Raw genomic sequence first — 17701 nt, 5'->3', positions numbered from 1 at the left:
ATCATGCAGGAGGAGAAGCGGGGACGCACTTCGAACATTCAACTTCCCAAGCCGAGCCGTCCCATACGCATGGGCATTGTAGGAGGAAGCGGCGGCTTCATCGGTCCCGTCCATGCAATCGCGGCTCGGATGGATAATCGCTATCAGCTGGTTGCGGGCGCATTGTCTTCCAATCCGGAAACGGCGCAGCGAGCAGGGGCGGAGTGGTTCCTATCGCCTGAACGGTGCTACGCGAGCTATCAGGATATGGCCCGAAAGGAAGCCGATCGGCCGGACGGTATCGAGGTCGTGGCGATAACCACCCCGAATTTCACCCACCATGACATCGCGAGGACGTTCCTCGAGGCCGGCATTCATGTCGTGTGCGATAAACCTATAACGACGACGTTGGAAGACGCGAGGGACCTGGTTCAGCGGGCTGCGGATTCCGATCTCCTGTTTGCTGTTCCCCACGCCTTCGCTGCCTATCCCATGGTGCGACAAGCCCAGGCGATGATCGCGAACGGTGAGCTCGGAGAAATCCGGTTGGTGCATGTCGAGTTCGTCATGGACTGGCTCACGCGCCCGATCGACCAGACCGGAGATGGGCAGGCAGCCTGGCGTACTGACCCCAAAAGGTCAGGCCCTGGTGGCGCGATTGCCGACATCGGTACGCACGCATGGCATTTAGCGCAGTTCGTATCTGGCCAGCGGGTCACCGAGTTACTGGCCGATATCGCCTCCCTCGTTCCTGGACGTAGACTTGACGACAATGCTCACGTCTTGCTCCGCTTCGAAAACGGCGCGCGGGGCACGATGATCATTACCCAGGTTGCCCCGGGCAATGACTGCGGTCTGCGAATTCGAGTCTATGGAACCGACGGTGGGATCGAATGGCGACAGGATGACGTGAACGTGTTGCGATACACCCCGACGGATGAAGCCCCGCGGCTCCTTTCGAAGGGAAACACTGGTCTTCTGCCCGAATCTTATCTGATGACCCGGGTGCCGAAAGGGCATCCTGAAGGTTATCTGGAAGGATTCGCGAACGTCTATTCCGAGGTCGCCGTTGCGATAGAAGCAAAGCGGGAGAAACGATCGGTCGATGTTCCGCTGTTCTTCGCGACAGCCGTTGAGGGACTGGCGGGCGTCGCTTTTGTGGAAGCCGCATTAGCCTCGCAAGCCGGCGGCAACATATGGGTTGATCCTGGTCGCTATATCAAAGGGGATTTTCGATGAGTATCGGGATTGGTGTCATTGGGGCAGGGGTGATGGGCGCAGACCATGCACGCATCATTCGCGAAGAGATATCTGGCGCGCACCTAGCGATGGTTGCCGATCAGGACGTTGGGCGCGCCGAACTGGCGGCAAAAGGTGCCCGCACGACGAACGATCCGTCGGCACTTGTATATGATCACTCGGTCGACGCGGTACTGATTGCTTCTCCTGATGACACGCATTTCGGTCTGCTCAAGGCAGCGCTTGCAGCGGGCAAACCTGTACTTTGCGAAAAACCTCTCTCCACAACGTCCAAGGAGGCGCTTGAAATCGTTCGACTGGAACGAAGATTGGGTCGCTCGTTGGTCCAAACAGGTTACATGCGAAGGTTTGATCCCTCGTATCGCGCCATGAAAGGCACGTTGAGTGCTGGAGAACTGGGCACGGTCCGGATGCTTCATTGTAGCCACCGCAATGCGTCGGCTCCACCGTGGTTTGTGGGAGCGATGCCCGTCACCAACACCTTGGTCCACGAGATCGACATATCCCGCTGGTTGCTCGACGACGAGCTCATTGCCGTTAACGCAATCCCGACCAAGGATAAGGACCCCGCTCTGTTTGTTTTCGAAACCGCTGGCGGCACGGTGATTTCGGTCGAAGTCTTCATGAATGCCACCTACGGCTATCATGTGCAGGCCGAAGCGGTATGCTCGAATGGTACCGTCTCGCTCGCCGAGCCCACGGCAAAGCGGCTGCGTGTCAATGGCGGCGAACAGACCTCATATCCACAGAACTGGATTCCAAGATCCGCTGATGCCTATCGTATCCAGAACCAGAAATGGATCACCGCGATCGCCAACGGCAACATCGCGGAAGGAGCAGCAACGTCGTGGGATGGTTTCGCAGCAACCTTTATCGCTGAGCAGGTGCTCGTTGCGTTGGAGACGCGGCAGCGGGTGGAAATCAACCTTCCTGTCGCGTGAACGTTTGATGCTCTTGGTCTCGTCCTCAAATCCTTGGCACCGCGAGCTGGAGCTTCAACGCGAAAGGGTATGGGCCTATTACCATCAGGTCATTGATAAGGACTACGCTGGCAGTGATCGGCCCATTGATCAATTGGAAAGGGCCTTGGTTCAGTCTTGCGTAGCGATGGAGCGGGTTCTCTCACCAGGAAAGCCACCAACTCAAGCATGGCAGCGATCGTTCATTCTCGACGCGTATCAGATAGAGGAGACGCGGGAGAATGCACTATCGCCGCCAACATTATCAAGTCAGTTGAAGTCCGGGATACGACACGAAATTCGGGTTGTCGACCTGATCCGAAAAATCGTCGACATGTCGGGATTGGTGGTTGTGAGTGACGACCCGGTCATGCCTAACGGCATGCTCCTGCCAGGGCATCAAAATGGTGAGACGGAATATCTGTTGCTCTCAATAGATGACTTTATGGACCTCACGAGTGGTATTGCGGAGTAATCGCTCGGGTAAACCCGCCAAGTTCGTGCAGCGCCTTGAACACGCTTCATGAGCCGGTGCACACGAGCGGCGCGGCTTCCCCAGCTCCGTGAATGTGACCTCGATTCACGCTGACGCATGGGCCAGCTATGTTAGCTGCATAGCTGGATCAGCTTTTGTAGGAGCCTGCGGTTGCTCCTACCGGTGATCAAACCTTACGCTTGAATGCTTCCTCCAGCTGATGCTTGCTCGGGACCTCACGGACCTCGACCAGAAACTGCAGATAATGTTGGATGTGGACTTCGACGTCGGCAAGAGTCGAGGGGCGTTGAGACAAAGTCTCTGTCCCCGCTTGAATGACGGATTGTAGGAAATAGCCGTACATGAAATTCGACCGTCTCATGGTCACCTCAAGGGGGTCACGCGACAGCCAAAATTGTCGGGAGGGTGCATCGGAAGGGCCAAATTTCCCGATATCGACCTCTTTCTTTCCTTCTGCCGGATTGGACTGCAGTAGAAAGAGATCATAGAAAAGGGGTTGCCACAGGGCTATTGCGACCCGTTCGTCACTGACATCTGAGCCCAGGGCGATAGCGAAGAACCGGATTTCATTTGGACCGACGAACATGTTATCCGCGCCCTTGAGCTGAGTTTGCCTCTCCTCATCGCTTAGTTTTCCTTCGGTAACGGCTTCTTCAACAACCCGTCGATGCACGTTCTGGCGATCTCGTAGGTCGACATCCAGAAGCTCGCAAAGAAAGTCCGTCTCGTTGCGCTTATCAATGATTTCGTCGAGGCTCCGCTTCGCAAGTGTCGTTTTGATTTCGATGATCGCTACTACCGCATGCAGCGGAACGAGAGCGCTGCCTGCAACCCTTGCAATGAGTGGGTAGCGCGCATCCAACACAATCCCATCGAAGTGCGATGAGCGTTCGCCGTCTGGACGTACGATGAACCCGGCAACGACGCGAAGCGTGGACGGAACAAGAAATTCCAAATCTTGGCGGATACAGTTCTCGAGTTCCGCGCCGATCAGCTCTGGCTTTTTGGTAACTTGAACAGCTGCGATCCGAGCAAGAAGGGACGCTTCTTGCTTCCGGTAGATTTCTGCCATTTGCGTCGTGACGTGTTGCATTTTGTCGATCTCCTTTTTCGCGTATTTGTTGTGCCGCGCATAAGCGCCACTCGTTAACGCCAGGTGTTCACGAGATCGCTCTGTGATTGAATTCCGTCGTTGGCGTTGGGATCAGGAAGCCGCTTCGATCGATAACGTGATGCGGAGTAGATCAATGCGGAGTTCTCACGTAATGAGAGCAGCCATAAATTGATTATTGAAGCGATTGAAATGTCCCAAAAGCACACTGCAATTCTTTACGTTCACGGGATTGGTAGTCCGGCTCGAAACTCGCCTCTTAGTAATTTCTTGGATTACTTCGATCTGTATGGGCAATCTCAAAGCAAAATTGGAATAGGAAAACCGAGAGATTTTACATACGGGACGGCGATCACGGACGACGATCAGGTAGTACATTACGTGGACTTCAAGAGGATCGTCGAGGTGAATGGGCGGCCGTATGTCGCCAAAACCATCAGGGTGTACGAAGCCTATTGGGTGCCAGAGGCGGAAAGCCGCTACTCGGTGTTATATGTGTGCTTCTGGCTTCTGATGCGCGCGCTCAATCCCTTTCGTCTTGCCTTTTCATCGTGGCGAAACTTTCCGTCATTTCGGCTCGCGTGCCTTCATGGACTCGCTGCATATCGGAGCAAGAATAGTGTCGAGAAGCTTGAAAGGGCCTATCGCGATTTCGAAAACTGGGAGAATCGAAAGAAATACCGACGTGGATCGTTCGGCGAATTCAAGACATTTCTCCAGGGGCTTCCCGCTACTAAAGGCACCACAGCCGACGGCCTTGTACTGCTTGCGACGGAATGGCGTTGCAATACACGAGTGAAGGTCTTTGTAAGGGCGGGGAAAGTTGCACTTGCCATTTCGGGCTCGATAGCTGTTGCCGCGATCGAGGGTAATCTATGCTATGGCACCTGGAAATTTATCGCACAAGGGATGCCAGGCACCATCGCCTACCTATACGTTGGTGTGACGTTGGCCTCGCTCCTTTCCTTAGTCGCCTTGGGGAAATCCATAAAAAGCTACGCCTACGATGTCCTGACGTGGACAATTGACTCTGAAAGAGATCAACGATTCCAAACGAGGGAGCGTGTGGTATCCTACACTCGAAAACTCATCAAGCACGTCGCAGCGAGCGACGAATGCGAAAATTTTTTCATCGTCTCCCATAGCCTGGGAACGAGCATCGCGACGGAAGCGCTTCTCCAAGAAGGACGACGTGCCAAAGCCGGGTCGGATAAAACCGAGCGACTACGGGTCCTTGAGAAACTTCACACGATCTTCACTGTGGGTTCCCCGATCGATCTAATCTTCAATTTTTTTCAAATCGATACCACCGTTTCACACCGATATAATCGGCTTCGCGAGGAGCAACGCCTTTCTATAGCTCTCCCGCCCTTTCGTATGGATGGTAGAGCTGGGCGCGCTAGGCTGGTGAATTTTTGGTCTCGTTTCGACCCGATCAGTTCGCCGGTGACGTCACTGCGCAAGAGTATTTCTGAGCGCCGAGATGCCATCGTAAACATCGAAGCCATTCCCCCTGGGGCTCCTAACCCGATTGAGGCACACACAAGCTATTACGCTGACCCCAAGGTCATGCAGGTCATTTATGCCGCAGTGATGGATGGGGCCGACAGTGTGCAAACGGTCGATGACACGAGCTGTGATGTAGCTCTCGGTAGATATGGTCCTTGGGTTAATCTGATGACCGGTGCAATCACTATCATCCTGCTCGCTGTCTTTGCCGCCGTGCCTGGTTCGAAAGCTTGGATTGTTGTCCTTCTCTTGCTTCTGTTTTGGCTTGTTGCCCTTCGGCGCTGGAAAAAGACTGTGCTTCTCAAAGCCAAGCTGGTGCGCGGCGCTTACCTGAAGCGATAAGCTCTTGCACGTGGTTCGCTTGTTAGATATCTATGGGGGCAGAGCATGGTGCAGCTCTCTTTTGACACGCACCTGTTAAGGGGCTGCCTCCTAGAGGTAGCCCCACACTCTGTTAGCCTCAATCTCCTCACATTCGTTTCACCCTGCGCCCGGGCTTTGCCATGTCGTTAGAGCACGGGCTTAGTGGAAGTTCCGACTCTTGATCCTCAGCCGATCGATGTGCAGGTCAGCCGGTTCCGTTCCAGTACACGACAGCACCACAGTAAAACTGCCTGTTAATCGGGAACGATGGCTCGCCAGGACGAAGTATCAGCTTGTTTCGCTCAGAGCTTGCCCGTAACGAATTCAGCCTCGCCCCGGCCGAATGACCAGTCCTCGTCGTCATTGGTCACCATGGAAATCATCAGGTCGTCCGGTGCCAAGCCGCAAACCTCACCGAGTACTTCGGAGAGGCGTCGGTAAAACCGGACCTTGTCGTCGCGAGCCCGCGGTCTGGAGACGACTTCCATAAGCACAAAGCGATCACTTCGATCGTACCCGAGTCCTGTGTCCAAGGCTCGAATGTGGCCTCTAGGACGCTCGGTCAACAACTGGTAGCGGTCTGTCGTGGGAACCCTGAAGCTTTCCACCATTACATCGTGAACTACATCGAGCAGGACGGCCTGATCGGCTGCTGTCCACGCGCCCTCTAGCAGATGTATTTTAATCAAGGGCATCCGGTATCCTCACTTCCAAACCACGAGCATGTCTTTGGCGTCGATCTGGTCGCCGGCCTTGACGAGAACCTCGGCGATCGTGCCATCCTTCTCCGCATGGATCGCCGTTTCCATCTTCATGGCTTCGATAGACACCAGCACGTCGCCGGCGCTGACCGTCTGGCCGGCCGAGACGAAGGCGCGGGAGATGACACCAGGCATCGGCGCGCCGACATGGGCGGCATTGCCCGGCTCCGCCTTGCGGCGGGCAGCAGCGCCGGTGGCACCGTGGGCGCGATCCGGAACCTTGATGCGGCGCGGCTGGCCGTTGAGCTCGAAGAACACCGTGACCATGCCCTGGCTGTCGGTACCGCTCATCGCCTGGTTTACGATGACGAGCGTCTTGCCCTTCTCGATGTCGGCAAACAGCTCCTCGCCGTCGCCAAGACCGTAGAAATAGGCAGGCGTAGGCAGAACCGAGACCGGACCATAGGTGTCCGATGCCAGCGCGAAGTCGGTGAAGACCTTCGGATACATCAGGTATGAAGCAAACTCGAAGTCGTTGACCTCGCGTTCCAGCTTGGTCTCGATCATCTTGCGCTCCGCATCGAGATCGGCGTCTTCGAGCCGCGAGCCCGGACGCACCGTATAGGGCGCATCGCCCTTCAGCGCCTTCTTCTGCAACGCTGCCGGCCAGCCAGACGGCGGCTGACCAAGATCGCCCTTCAGCATCGAGACGACGGACTCAGGGAAGGACACGTCCTTGGCCGGATTAACGACATCGTCAACCGTCAGGTCTTGGGAGACCATCATCAGCGCCATATCGCCGACCACCTTGGAGGACGGCGTTACCTTGACGATATCGCCGAACATCTGGTTCGCGTCGGCATAAGCCTGGGCCACACGGTGCCATTTGGTTTCCAGCCCAAGAGACCTTGCCTGCTCCTTGAGATTGGTGAACTGGCCGCCCGGCATTTCGTGCAGATAGACTTCCGAGGCCGCTCCCTTGAGATCGCTTTCGAAGGCCGCGTACTGGTGGCGCACCGCTTCCCAGTAGAACGAGATGCGGCGAATCCACTCCGGATCGAGACCCGGATCACGCTCCGAGCCGCGCAGCGCTTCCACGATCGAGCCGAGGCACGGCTGGGACGTATTGCCGGCGAAGGCATCCATCGCTGCATCGACGGCATCGACGCCGGCATCGACGGCCGCGAGGACGGTCGCCGCCGCAATGCCTGAGGTGTCGTGCGTGTGGAAGTGAATCGGCAGGCTGGTCGCCTCGCGCAGCGCCTTGAACAGCACATTGGCGGCGGCCGGCTTCAACAGGCCCGCCATGTCCTTCAGCGCGATGACATGCGCGCCGGCCTTTTCGAGTTGGACGGCGAGATCGGTGTAGTACTTCAGATCGTACTTCGGACGTGCCGAGTTCAGGATATCGCCGGTATAGCAGATCGCCGCTTCGCAGAGCTTGTTCTCTTCGGCGACTGCATCCATCGACACGCGCATGTTTTCGACCCAGTTCAGGCAGTCGAAGACGCGGAAGAGATCGATACCGCCGGCAGCCGCCTGGCGCACGAAGTATTTGACGACGTTATCGGGGTAGTTCTTGTAGCCGACGCCATTGGCACCGCGCAGCAGCATCTGCAGCAGCAGGTTCGGAGCAGCCTCGCGCACTTGACCTAGACGATCCCACGGGTCTTCCGTGAGAAAGCGCATCGAGACGTCGAAGGTCGCGCCGCCCCAGCATTCCAGCGAGAGCAGGTTCGGCAGCGCATGCGCATAGGTGCCGGCGATGCGGGCGATGTCATAGGTGCGCATGCGGGTCGCGAGCAACGACTGATGGCCATCGCGCATCGTGGTATCCGTCATCAGCACGCGCTTTTCGTTGCGCATCCATTCGCCGAACTTCTTCGGACCGAGCTTGTCGAGCAGCTGCTTGGTGCCGTCCTTGATCGTCGTGCCGTTGGTGTAGGGCACGACTGGCTTGGCGGCATCCGCCGTCGGGCGCGGCCGATCCTTGGCTTCCGGGTGGCCGTTGACGGTGACGTCGGCCAGATAGGTCAGGAGCTTCGTCGCGCGATCCTGACGCTTGACTTGCTGGAACAGCTCCGGTGTCGTGTCGATGAAGCGGGTGGTGTAGCTGTTATCCTTGAACTTCGGATGCGTGATGATCGCTTCCAGGAAGGTCAGGTTGGTGGCGACGCCGCGGATACGGAATTCGCGCAGCGCGCGGTCCATGCGCGAAATCGCTTCTCCAGATGACGGAGCCCAAGCAGTCACCTTGACCAACAGTGGATCATAGTAGCGGGTGATCACTGCGCCACTGTAAGAGGTACCTCCGTCGAGGCGAATGCCGAAGCCGGACGCCGAGCGATAGGCGGTGATACGGCCGTAATCCGGGATGAAGTTGTGTTCAGGGTCCTCAGTCGTGATACGGCACTGCAGGGCGTGTCCATTCAGCTTAATGTCTTCTTGCTTCGGAACGCCTGACTGGTCAGTTCCAATAGCCGCTCCATCAAGGATGTGAATCTGCGCCTTGACGATATCGATACCGGTGACGACTTCGGTGACTGTGTGCTCGACCTGGATGCGCGGATTGACTTCAATGAAGTAGAATTTGCCGCTCTCGACATCCATCAGATATTCGACGGTGCCAGCGCCGACATAGCCGGTGGCAGCCGCGATCTTCAGTGAATACGAGGCCAGTTCGCGTCGTTGTTCCCAACTGAGATATGGCGCGGGCGCGCGCTCGACGACCTTCTGGTTACGGCGCTGGATCGAACAGTCGCGCTCGAAGAGATGCACGACGTTACCGTGGGTGTCGCCGAGAATCTGGCTTTCGACGTGACGGGCTCGCTCGACGAGCTTTTCCAGATAGACCTCGTCCTTGCCGAAGGCGGCCATCGCCTCACGCTTGGCTTCGGTCACCTCGCGGGCAAGGTCCTTCGGGTCGCGAATGGCGCGCATGCCGCGACCGCCGCCGCCCCAGGAGGCCTTGAGCATGACGGGATAGCCGATATCCTCGGCCATCTTGGCAACAACGGTCATATCGTCCGGCAGCGGATTGGTTGCCGGAACGACGGGAACGCCGACCGAGATCGCCAGATTGCGGGCCGCGACCTTGTTGCCGAGCTGGCGCATCGTGTCGCCGGTCGGGCCGATGAAGATGATGCCGGCCGTGTTGCAGGCATCGACGAATTCGGGGCTTTCCGACAGCAGGCCGTAACCCGGGTGGATCGCATCAGCACCTGAGAGCTTGGCGACGCGGATGACTTCATCGATCGACAAGTAGCTCTCGATCGGCCCGAGATCGCGTGCAAGATGCGGCCCGCGGCCGACCTGATAGCTCTCGTCGGCCTTGAAGCGATGCAGCGCCAGTTTGTCTTCCTCAGCCCATATCGCCACCGTTTTATCCCGAGCTCGTTGGCCGCGCGGAACACGCGAATGGCAATTTCAGAACGGTTGGCAACAAGTATCTTTTTGATGGTCATCCGAACTCCGTCCTATGCATCGCAGGGTGTTAGAAGGGCGTTTACAAATTTTGATGCTTTATGTCAAATAGCGCAATAAAAATTGCGGACAGAAAATCTGGATTGTCCGCAAAAAATGTTGCGGAGGATAAGATCGTGCAATAAATCTTCCTTTGGAGCTATTGGAGGATAGTATGGGAACGGAAGATCGAAGCACGTTGGCTTTTCCCCCGGCGGGAAGACGTTTGAGGTTGGGCGTTGTCGGAGGTGGGCGGGGAAGCTTCATCGGCAAAGTGCACGCCCGCGGCGCGAGACTGTCAAATCGCTGGGATGTCATCGCAGGTGCACTTTCGTCGAGGCCAGACGTTGCTCTGCGGTCCGGCCGCGAATGGTTGCTCAATGAGGATCGAATATATTCGGATTACAGGGAAATGGCCGCCAGGGAGGCCGAACGTGATGACGGCATAGACGCGGTTGCGATCACCACGCCAAACAATACGCACTACGACATCGCCTGCGCGTTCATGTCGAAGGGTATCGACGTCATCAGCGACAAGCCTCTCACCACCAATCTTGAGGATGCCGTTGATCTTGTTCGTCGTCAGAAGGACACTGGACTGATCTTTGGCGTCACCTATGCCTACGCGGCGCATTCAATGGTCCGTCAAGCGCGCGCAATGATCCGCCGGGGACTTCTCGGCAAAATCCGCCAGGTGCATGTCGAATACTTTCAAGAATGGGCGATGGTTCCGCCGGATCAAGCAGGGGCGGGGGCCGCTTGGAGAGTGAAGCCGGAACTTGTAGGTCGGGCGTTTACCACCGGCGACATCGGTACCCACTGCCATCACATGGGTACCTTCGTTACGGGCCTTGAAATGGAAAAGGTTCGGGCTGAATTTCATACGCTGGGTCCGGACAAGCCACTGGAAGATACTGCCTTTATGCATGTGCGCTATGTTGGTGGGGTGCCGGGGACGATCATGATTTCCCAGGTGGCCGCAGGAACGCATTGCGGATTTCAGATAAGGGTCTTCGGCGACAGGGCGAGCCTGGAATGGAACCAAGAGAATCCCGAATATCTCCACTACAAGCCGTTCGATGCTCCGGCGCAGATGTTGTCACGGGGCGAAGGCGCGGGGATTGATGTCTCGGCGGCCCGGTTCGTCCACATGCCACGCGGACATCCTGAAGCTCTCTCCGACGCCTGGGGGAATCTCTACGAGGAGTTTGCAATCGCAATTGAGGCGCGCCGGACAGGTTCCAAACTTCCCGAAGGACTGCTGGAATACCCTGATGCCTGGGAGGGAGCGCTTGGGGTCAAGTTCATTGAGGCCGCAGTGGACTCCGCTGAAGCCGGCGGTGAGTGGAAATCCTGTGTCATATAAGCAGTCTGCAACGAAGTTTGGAAATTTTGTTGACATGAATTCAAAGCTGCAAATAATGTTGCGCAGGAGCATTCGATATCGTCAAGCGGGAGGAGCAGTCTTGACAGAAGAGTTTAGCCCATAGCGCGCTAGGAGCGCCCTGATCTGCCGGCCCGCGTGTGCGGCAGACCTGAATTCCCATTTCACCGACTGGTGCCCTGGCTATCCCGGGCATGACCCATTGTGTCCAATCGCCGGTGAGGGGTGCAATCAATCGCTGGAACTAAGTGCCAACGTCCAAGGGGCGGTGGGAGGAGAGGTTTTGACTGCAATAGAATCGAAACGGGACGTGCTGCTGGAAGCCAAAGGGATATCCAAGTACTTCGGCGCGATTACCGCGCTGAACAACATCAACTTTCATGTTGGCGAGGGAGAGGTCCTCGGTGTTGTCGGCGATAACGGTGCGGGCAAATCAACGCTAATGAAAATCCTGTCGGGTCTGTACGCGCCGAGCGAAGGCGAGATGATCTTTCAGGGCAAAAGCGTTCACTTTACGAGCCCCAAGGAAGCCCGCCGGTTGGGCATCGAAATGGTCTACCAGGACTTTGCGCTGGCCGGAAACATGCCGATCTATGAAAACATCTACCTGGGGCGCGAACCCGGCCCGAAGGTCGGCCCGCTTAGAATAGTCGACCATTCAAAAGCCAGACAGATGGCGGCCGATCATCTGGACAAGCTCAAAATCCACGTCAAATCGATTGATCAAAATACCGAGAACCTGAGTGGTGGTCAGCGCCAAGCGGTGGCGATTGCACGGGCTACTGCCTTCGACGCGAAGCTCGTCATCATGGACGAGCCGACAGCCGCGCTTGCGATCAAGGAAGTCGGCAAAGTTTTGGACCTCATACGGTCTTTGAAGGAACACGGCGTCGCGGTGATCATCATCTCACACCGAATGGACGACATTTTCTACTGCTATGACCGCGTCATCGCGCTTTTTCAGGGCACCAATTTCGCCGAGTCCAGGCTCGCCGACACGAACCGAAACGAAGTCATCGGCTGGATCATGGGCACAAAAGGCCATTCAGCACAGCTCGCCCACGACCAGGTGAAATGAAATCATGTTTTATCATCCTAAGCTTTCCAAACATCTTGAGACCTATGGAATTATTGCCGTCGTCGCGGTCATGATGCTGGTGCTGGCGCTCATCAAGCCTGACGTCTTTCTCTCAGCCGAGAACCTATCCAACATTATCAAGCAAAACGCGTCACTCGCCCTTTTGGCGCTAGGTATGCTCGTCGTGATCATTACCGGGGGTATTGACCTCTCAGTCGGTTCCACGATGGCCTTGGCGATGGTCTGCATAGCTCTAGCCGGCCAGGCGGGCGTTCCGTGGGAGCTGTGCCTTCTTGTTGGGCCACTCGTGGGATTGGCAGTTGGTTGGATCAATGGCGCGGGCTTAACTTGGCTGACCCTTCCTCATCCATTCATTATGACTCTGGGGACGCTGAACATCGCCCGAGGGCTGACCTATCTCATCACGGGCGGTGCACCCGTCACGGGCCTAGCTCCGGAAACGCGCTTCCTTGGTTTGAAGTATTGGACGCTCGGGCTGTTTGATCCTCCAGCCGGTATCCCCGTCAGTCTGGTCGTAGTCGCGGTCTGCGCGATCGGCCTATGGCTGTTCCTCAGGTTTACATCGACGGGTCGCCACATTTTCGCGATCGGCGGTAATCCGCATGCGGCGCGTGTATCCGGCGTCAACGTCGATCGCGTCCTGATCATCGTCTACATGATCTGCGGCTTTTTCGCAGGCCTTGCAGGATTGCTCCTTGTCGGCCGAACTGGAAGCGGATTTCCCAACGCGGGTATCGGCATCGAGTTGGACGCGATCGCGGCCGTGATCATCGGCGGGGCTTCCTTTTTCGGAGGAAGGGGGAGCGTCCTTGGCGTTCTGGCAGGTGTGCTCATCATGGGCCTCCTACGTAATGGCTTGAACATCAACAACGTGAGCGCCTTCTGGCAGATGATCCTGATCGGGATCGTCATTATCGCCGCCGTTTACATTGACGTCCTTCGACGGAAGGCCGCTGTCAGAGCCTAAAGCGAATTCCGACGCGTGCCGTCTCCGCGCGCTCGGTGGATTTCCGGAGACGATTCAATCGGGAGGATTGAGAATGAAGACTGTACTTCTGTCGAGCGTCGCCTTCGCGATGATGATGGGAACCGCGATGGCGGACACCTACGTCGTCAGCATGAAGGGCCCAGCTGCAGGTAATCCATACTGGGCCGCCTTCGAAAAGGGTGCAAAGGAAAAAGGTAAGGAATTGGGCGTTGAGGTCCTTGTTGTCGCGCCGCCTAGCGAAACCGACATCCAGGCTCAGATCAGCCAGATCGAAGACCTGATCGCGCAGAAGGTCTCGGGTATCGCTCTGGCACCTACCGACCCCGCTGCCCTCGGGCCTGTCGTGGATCAGGCGAAGGAAGCTGGCGTCAACGTGGTCTTCGTCGACGGCGCTGGGTCGAACAAGGACGTTCCGTTCGTCGGCACGAACAATCTGGCGGGGGGCAAGCTGGCCGGCGAGTTCATGTGCAAGAATATCGAGAAGGGTTCTGACGTAGCGATCCTGCAGGGCGTCATGACGACCACGAACGGGGCAGATCGCTACAACGGCGCAAAAGAAGCCCTCGAGGCGTGCGGCATGAAAATCGTATCTGCTCAACCCGCCGACTGGGACCGCGCGAAGGGCCTTTCCGTGACCGAGTCGATCCTCAGCGGGAATCCGAAACTCAAGGGCATCTTTGGTTCCAACGACAACATGGCGCTAGGCGCTGTCGAAGCCCTCAAGGCCGCGGCGAAGTTGGATAAAGTCATGGTCGTCGGTTACGACGCAAATCCCGACGCGGCAAATTCGATCCTCGCGGGCGAGATGACCGCATCGGTGGCGCAGGCTCCGGCGAAGATGGCCGGGCTGGGGATACAGACCCTTGTCGACCTGAAGGCCGGCAAGAAGGTCGAAATGGTCACTGACCCCGGCACGGTGCTGGTCACCAAAGAAAATGCCAACGACTACAAGTAAGGCACAGGGTTTCGCCTCCCAAGGCACCTGCGGCGCTCCCGGTCTTTGGGCCGGGAGTGTCGTCCCTGGCAAAGGCATCATTAATTGCAAAAAATCTTGACACGCAATTAATATTGCTTATTGCTTTGAGTTACATTTTCTATTGTAGGCGCGTCGTTAAGGGTGCGTAGGAGGAGGAGACATGTACGAGGAATTTGGTCTGTTCATCGATGGAAGCTGGTCGGGTAAACCAACCGGCGCGTCGACGGAGATCACCGATCCTGCGACCAACGAGGTCCTCGGCGTTGTACCCGCGGCTTCGGTAGAAGACACTCACGCGGCAATTGCCGGCTGAACGCGCGTTCCAAAAGTGGAGAGTGACCGCTGCTTGGACTCGCGCCGACCTGCTCCATAAGGTCGCGGATGTCATGGCCGCTCGTGCGAGCGAAGCTGCCCGCCAGATTACGATGGAGACCGGGAAGCCGCTCGTCCAAGCCGGGCGCGAATGGGGATTGGCGGTTGATCAATTCCGTTGGTACGCAGAGGAAGCCCGCCGCATCTACGGTCGCGTGGTGGAGAGCCGCGTTCCCGGCGGTCGCTTTGAGATTAGCCATGAGCCTGTCGGCGTTGTTGCCGCGTTCACAGCATGGAACTTCCCAGCCGCGCTGATCGCGCGCAAGGTGGCTCCCGCCCTCGCAGCTGGCTGCTCCGTCATCGTCCGCCCATCGGTGGAAGTTCCGGGCGTTGCCATGATCATGTTCGATTGTATTCGCGAAGCCGGGGTTCCGGCCGGTGTGGCAAACTTGCTGATCGGCCCGACCTCCAACACTTACAAGCCGATCATGGCATCGAACGTCGTCCGAAAGGTCTCGCTCACCGGATCGACGAATGTCGGACAGCAGATGATCCGCGACAGCGCCGAAACGGTGAAGCGTGTAAGCATGGAGCTTGGCGGCAATGCCCCAATGATCGTCTTCGATGACGCAGACCTTGAAAAGACCCTCGATCTAGCTGTCGCGACGAAGTACGCGAACGCCGGCCAGGTATGCGTGACTCCGGATCGCTTCTACGTGCATGAATCGTTGCACGACCAGTTCGTGGAAGGATTTGCACGGCGCGCTGGCGCGCTGAAGCTCGGCCACGGGTTGAAAGACGATACCCAGATGGGACCGCTGATCAACCAGCGTCGTTTGACCGCGATTGAGGCGGTCGTGGAAGACGCTCGTACCCGTGGGGCCAAGATCGTGACCGGCGGCAAGCGGCCGGCCGAGATGAACAGCGGGTTCTTCTTTGAACCGACGGTCATCGCCGGGCTTTCTGACGATGGTCTGGCGCTGGCTGAAGAGAACTTCGGTCCCATTGCCGCAATCACACCGTTTTCCCGACAGGACGAAGTCTTCGAGCGTGCGAACGCTTCTGAGATGGGCCTCTCTGCCTACGTGTTTACTAAAGACCAAAGCCGCGCTCGCGAGGCCGTTGAGACACTGGCTGCGGGTATGGTCGGGGTCAACAGCTTTGCCCTCGCCGCGGCGGAGGCCCCGTTCGGTGGCATCAAGGCAAGCGGCATGGGCCGAGAAGGTGGCGTCGAGGGCATTCTCGATTATTCCAACGTCAAGCTGGCCCAAATGGTCATCTGAGGTAATCAAAACATGATCAAGAACGGAATTAAACGCCTCTGGGCGGATGGGAAACCTGTGCTCAATGGTTGGCTATCGATCGCCAATTCATTCAGCGCCGAAATCATGGCTGCACAAGGCTATGACTCCGTAACTATCGACATGCAGCACGGGATTGTCGGATACGACGGTGCTGTCCCGATGTTGCAAGCGATGCGCGCGAGTGGCGTCACTCCCATGGTCCGCGTCCCGTGGCTCGATCCTGCCGACATCATGAAGGCATTGGACGCAGGCGCTTATGGGGTCGTCTGCCCGATGATCAACACCCGGGCTGAAGCCGAGCAGCTGGTATCCTATGTTCGATATCCGCCGCATGGTGTTCGTAGTTTTGGTCCAAGCCGCGCATTGTTCTCCGCCGGGGCGGGCTATGCCAAGGAGGCGGACGACGAAATGGTCTGCCTCGCTATGATCGAGACGGCTCAGGCGTTTGACAATCTCGAAGATATTTTGGCGACGCCGGGCTTGGACGGCGTCTATATCGGGCCTGCCGATCTCACGCTTGGCTTACAGGGACGCAAGTATGCTCCCGGCTTCGATAGAAGGGAGCCGGAAATGATCGATGCGATCAAACACATTCTTGACCGCGCCCACAAGGCAGGGAAACGAGCTGCTCTTCACAACGGCACTGCAGATTACGCTGCCGAGGCGGTGGGCTGGGGCTTCGATCTCGTGACCGTGTCCAACGACGTCCGTCTACTGGCTGGTGCAGCTGAGGCAAGCGTCAAGAAATTCCGGGAGCTCACCGGGGGCGATGCCGCGAAATCCGAGGCAGCCGCCAAGGGAGGCTACTGACATGGTGCGCATTCTTGTCGCAGGCAAGCTCCATCCGGACGGGCTTGCTGTTTTGAACCGGCCGGATGTTCAGCTCGACTACGTCGAAGAAGTGTCGGCGGTGAGCTATCAGCCATATCTGGAGACCGCGGACGCCATTCTCATCAGGACGCAACCGCTTCCGGGAGACTATATTGCTGCCGCCCCCCGGCTGCAGATCGTATCGCGTCACGGCGTGGGCTACGACGCGGTCGATGTTGGCGCGCTCAACAAGCGGAATATTCCATTGACCGTCGTCGGCGATGTGAACTCCAGGGCCGTCGCAGAACATGCGGCGATGCTTATGCTGGCTGCAGCACGCAGGACTGTTTTGTTCGATCAGCGCATGCGAGCTGGGGACTGGAATTACCGAAACAGTCTCGATTGTGACGAGCTGGACGGAAAGACACTTTTGGTCGTCGGCTTCGGCAGGATTGGGCGGCGACTATCGGAAATCGCGTCAGCGCTCGGAATGGACGTTTTGGCGTATGACAGGTTCCAGGCGGATGAGTCTATCTTGGCCCGCGGAGCGAAGCCGGTCTCCGATTTGACTGAAGGACTACGTGTTGCTGACGTCGTGTCCCTTCACGTGCCCAAGGTCGGAGACCAACCTCTCATCCGTGCTTCTGAACTGGCTGTTATGAAACCTACCTCGATCGTGATCAATACGGCGCGCGGGGGGCTGATTGACGAGGCGGCCTTGGTCGAGGCGCTCAATAGCGGGCGTCTCGCCGCAGCGGGGCTCGACGTCTTCGCCGACGAGCCTCCGGCCGCAGATAGCGCTCTTCTCAGATGCGAAAGGGCGATCGTCTCACCGCACAACGCGGGGCTGACAGAGGCGTGTGCCCGCCGAATGGCGATTTCCGCAGCGACCAACATCCTGAATTTCTTCGATGGGAAGCTCGACCCGGCGTTGGTGGTAAACCACGACCAGATACATGCGCCCACCGGAGCAGCGATCGGAGCATAA

General features: G+C 57.5%; 14 protein-coding genes and 1 pseudogene. 12 read left to right on the top strand and 3 right to left on the bottom strand.

Features of this window, described 5'->3' with window-relative positions:
* Positions 1-3 precede the first annotated feature (3 nt).
* The 3 genes from P3R82_RS20555 to P3R82_RS20545 are packed head-to-tail and all read left to right on the top strand — an operon-like array spanning position 4 to position 2673.
* Positions 4-1218 carry a Gfo/Idh/MocA family oxidoreductase gene (locus P3R82_RS20555; protein ID WP_283195128.1) on the top strand — a complete coding sequence of 405 codons (1215 nt, stop codon included), beginning with the start codon at positions 4-6 and terminating at the stop codon, positions 1216-1218.
* Positions 1215-2180, top strand: a complete 966-nt coding sequence (locus tag P3R82_RS20550; RefSeq protein ID WP_283195127.1) for a Gfo/Idh/MocA family oxidoreductase — start codon at positions 1215-1217, stop codon at positions 2178-2180. The genes P3R82_RS20555 and P3R82_RS20550 overlap by 4 nt, the downstream gene beginning before the upstream one ends.
* Positions 2181-2187: 7 nt before the next feature.
* The gene (locus P3R82_RS20545) at positions 2188-2673 is read left to right on the top strand and encodes a hypothetical protein (RefSeq protein ID WP_283195126.1); all 486 of its coding nucleotides are present in this window, start codon (positions 2188-2190) and stop codon (positions 2671-2673) included.
* A 187-nt stretch (positions 2674-2860) separates the two neighbouring features.
* On the opposite strand, the gene P3R82_RS20540 is transcribed toward P3R82_RS20545, so the two are convergent.
* A complete protein-coding gene (locus tag P3R82_RS20540; RefSeq protein ID WP_283195125.1) occupies positions 2861-3787 on the bottom strand; it encodes a DUF6602 domain-containing protein in 927 nt (308 codons plus the stop codon).
* A 189-nt stretch (positions 3788-3976) separates the two neighbouring features.
* Between P3R82_RS20540 and P3R82_RS20535 the strand changes: the two genes are divergently transcribed.
* Complete coding sequence (locus tag P3R82_RS20535; protein ID WP_283195124.1) at positions 3977-5656, top strand: hypothetical protein; 1680 nt, start codon at positions 3977-3979, stop codon at positions 5654-5656.
* Between the two features lie 323 nt (positions 5657-5979).
* On the opposite strand, the gene P3R82_RS20530 is transcribed toward P3R82_RS20535, so the two are convergent.
* The gene (locus P3R82_RS20530; RefSeq protein WP_283195123.1) at positions 5980-6372 is read right to left on the bottom strand and encodes a tautomerase family protein; all 393 of its coding nucleotides are present in this window, start codon (positions 6370-6372) and stop codon (positions 5980-5982) included.
* Positions 6373-6381: 9 nt separating this feature from the next.
* A pseudogene (gene pyc, locus P3R82_RS20525) lies at positions 6382-9842 on the bottom strand (pyruvate carboxylase).
* Positions 9843-10015: 173 nt separating this feature from the next.
* On the opposite strand from pyc, the gene P3R82_RS20520 reads away from it, so the two are divergent.
* The 8 genes from P3R82_RS20520 (at position 10016) to P3R82_RS20485 (ending at position 17701) form a co-directional block, all read left to right on the top strand.
* Positions 10016-11206: a Gfo/Idh/MocA family oxidoreductase gene (locus P3R82_RS20520; protein ID WP_283195122.1), complete on the top strand. Its 1191-nt coding sequence runs from the start codon at positions 10016-10018 to the stop codon at positions 11204-11206.
* A gap of 301 nt (positions 11207-11507) precedes the next feature.
* The gene (locus P3R82_RS20515; RefSeq protein ID WP_283195121.1) at positions 11508-12302 is read left to right on the top strand and encodes an ATP-binding cassette domain-containing protein; all 795 of its coding nucleotides are present in this window, start codon (positions 11508-11510) and stop codon (positions 12300-12302) included.
* A 4-nt stretch (positions 12303-12306) separates the two neighbouring features.
* Positions 12307-13290, top strand: a complete 984-nt coding sequence (locus P3R82_RS20510) for an ABC transporter permease (protein WP_283195120.1) — start codon at positions 12307-12309, stop codon at positions 13288-13290.
* Between the two features lie 73 nt (positions 13291-13363).
* Positions 13364-14266, top strand: a complete 903-nt coding sequence (locus P3R82_RS20505; RefSeq protein ID WP_283195119.1) for a sugar ABC transporter substrate-binding protein — start codon at positions 13364-13366, stop codon at positions 14264-14266.
* A 181-nt stretch (positions 14267-14447) separates the two neighbouring features.
* Positions 14448-14600 carry a hypothetical protein gene (locus P3R82_RS20500; protein WP_283195118.1) on the top strand — a complete coding sequence of 51 codons (153 nt, stop codon included), beginning with the start codon at positions 14448-14450 and terminating at the stop codon, positions 14598-14600.
* 22 nt (positions 14601-14622) lie between these two features.
* A complete protein-coding gene (locus P3R82_RS20495; RefSeq protein WP_283195117.1) occupies positions 14623-15882 on the top strand; it encodes an NAD-dependent succinate-semialdehyde dehydrogenase in 1260 nt (419 codons plus the stop codon).
* A 12-nt stretch (positions 15883-15894) separates the two neighbouring features.
* Entirely contained in the window at positions 15895-16713 is an 819-nt protein-coding gene (locus P3R82_RS20490) for an aldolase/citrate lyase family protein (RefSeq protein ID WP_283195116.1), read from the top strand.
* A gap of 1 nt (position 16714) precedes the next feature.
* The gene (locus tag P3R82_RS20485) at positions 16715-17701 is read left to right on the top strand and encodes a hydroxyacid dehydrogenase (RefSeq protein ID WP_283195115.1); all 987 of its coding nucleotides are present in this window, start codon (positions 16715-16717) and stop codon (positions 17699-17701) included.

Source organism: Rhizobium sp. AN80A (assembly GCF_030053015.1).
GTDB lineage: Bacteria > Pseudomonadota > Alphaproteobacteria > Rhizobiales > Rhizobiaceae > Rhizobium > Rhizobium metallidurans.
Note: the sequence above shows the minus strand (reverse complement) of the source record. Positions and strands in the feature narration are given on the sequence as shown.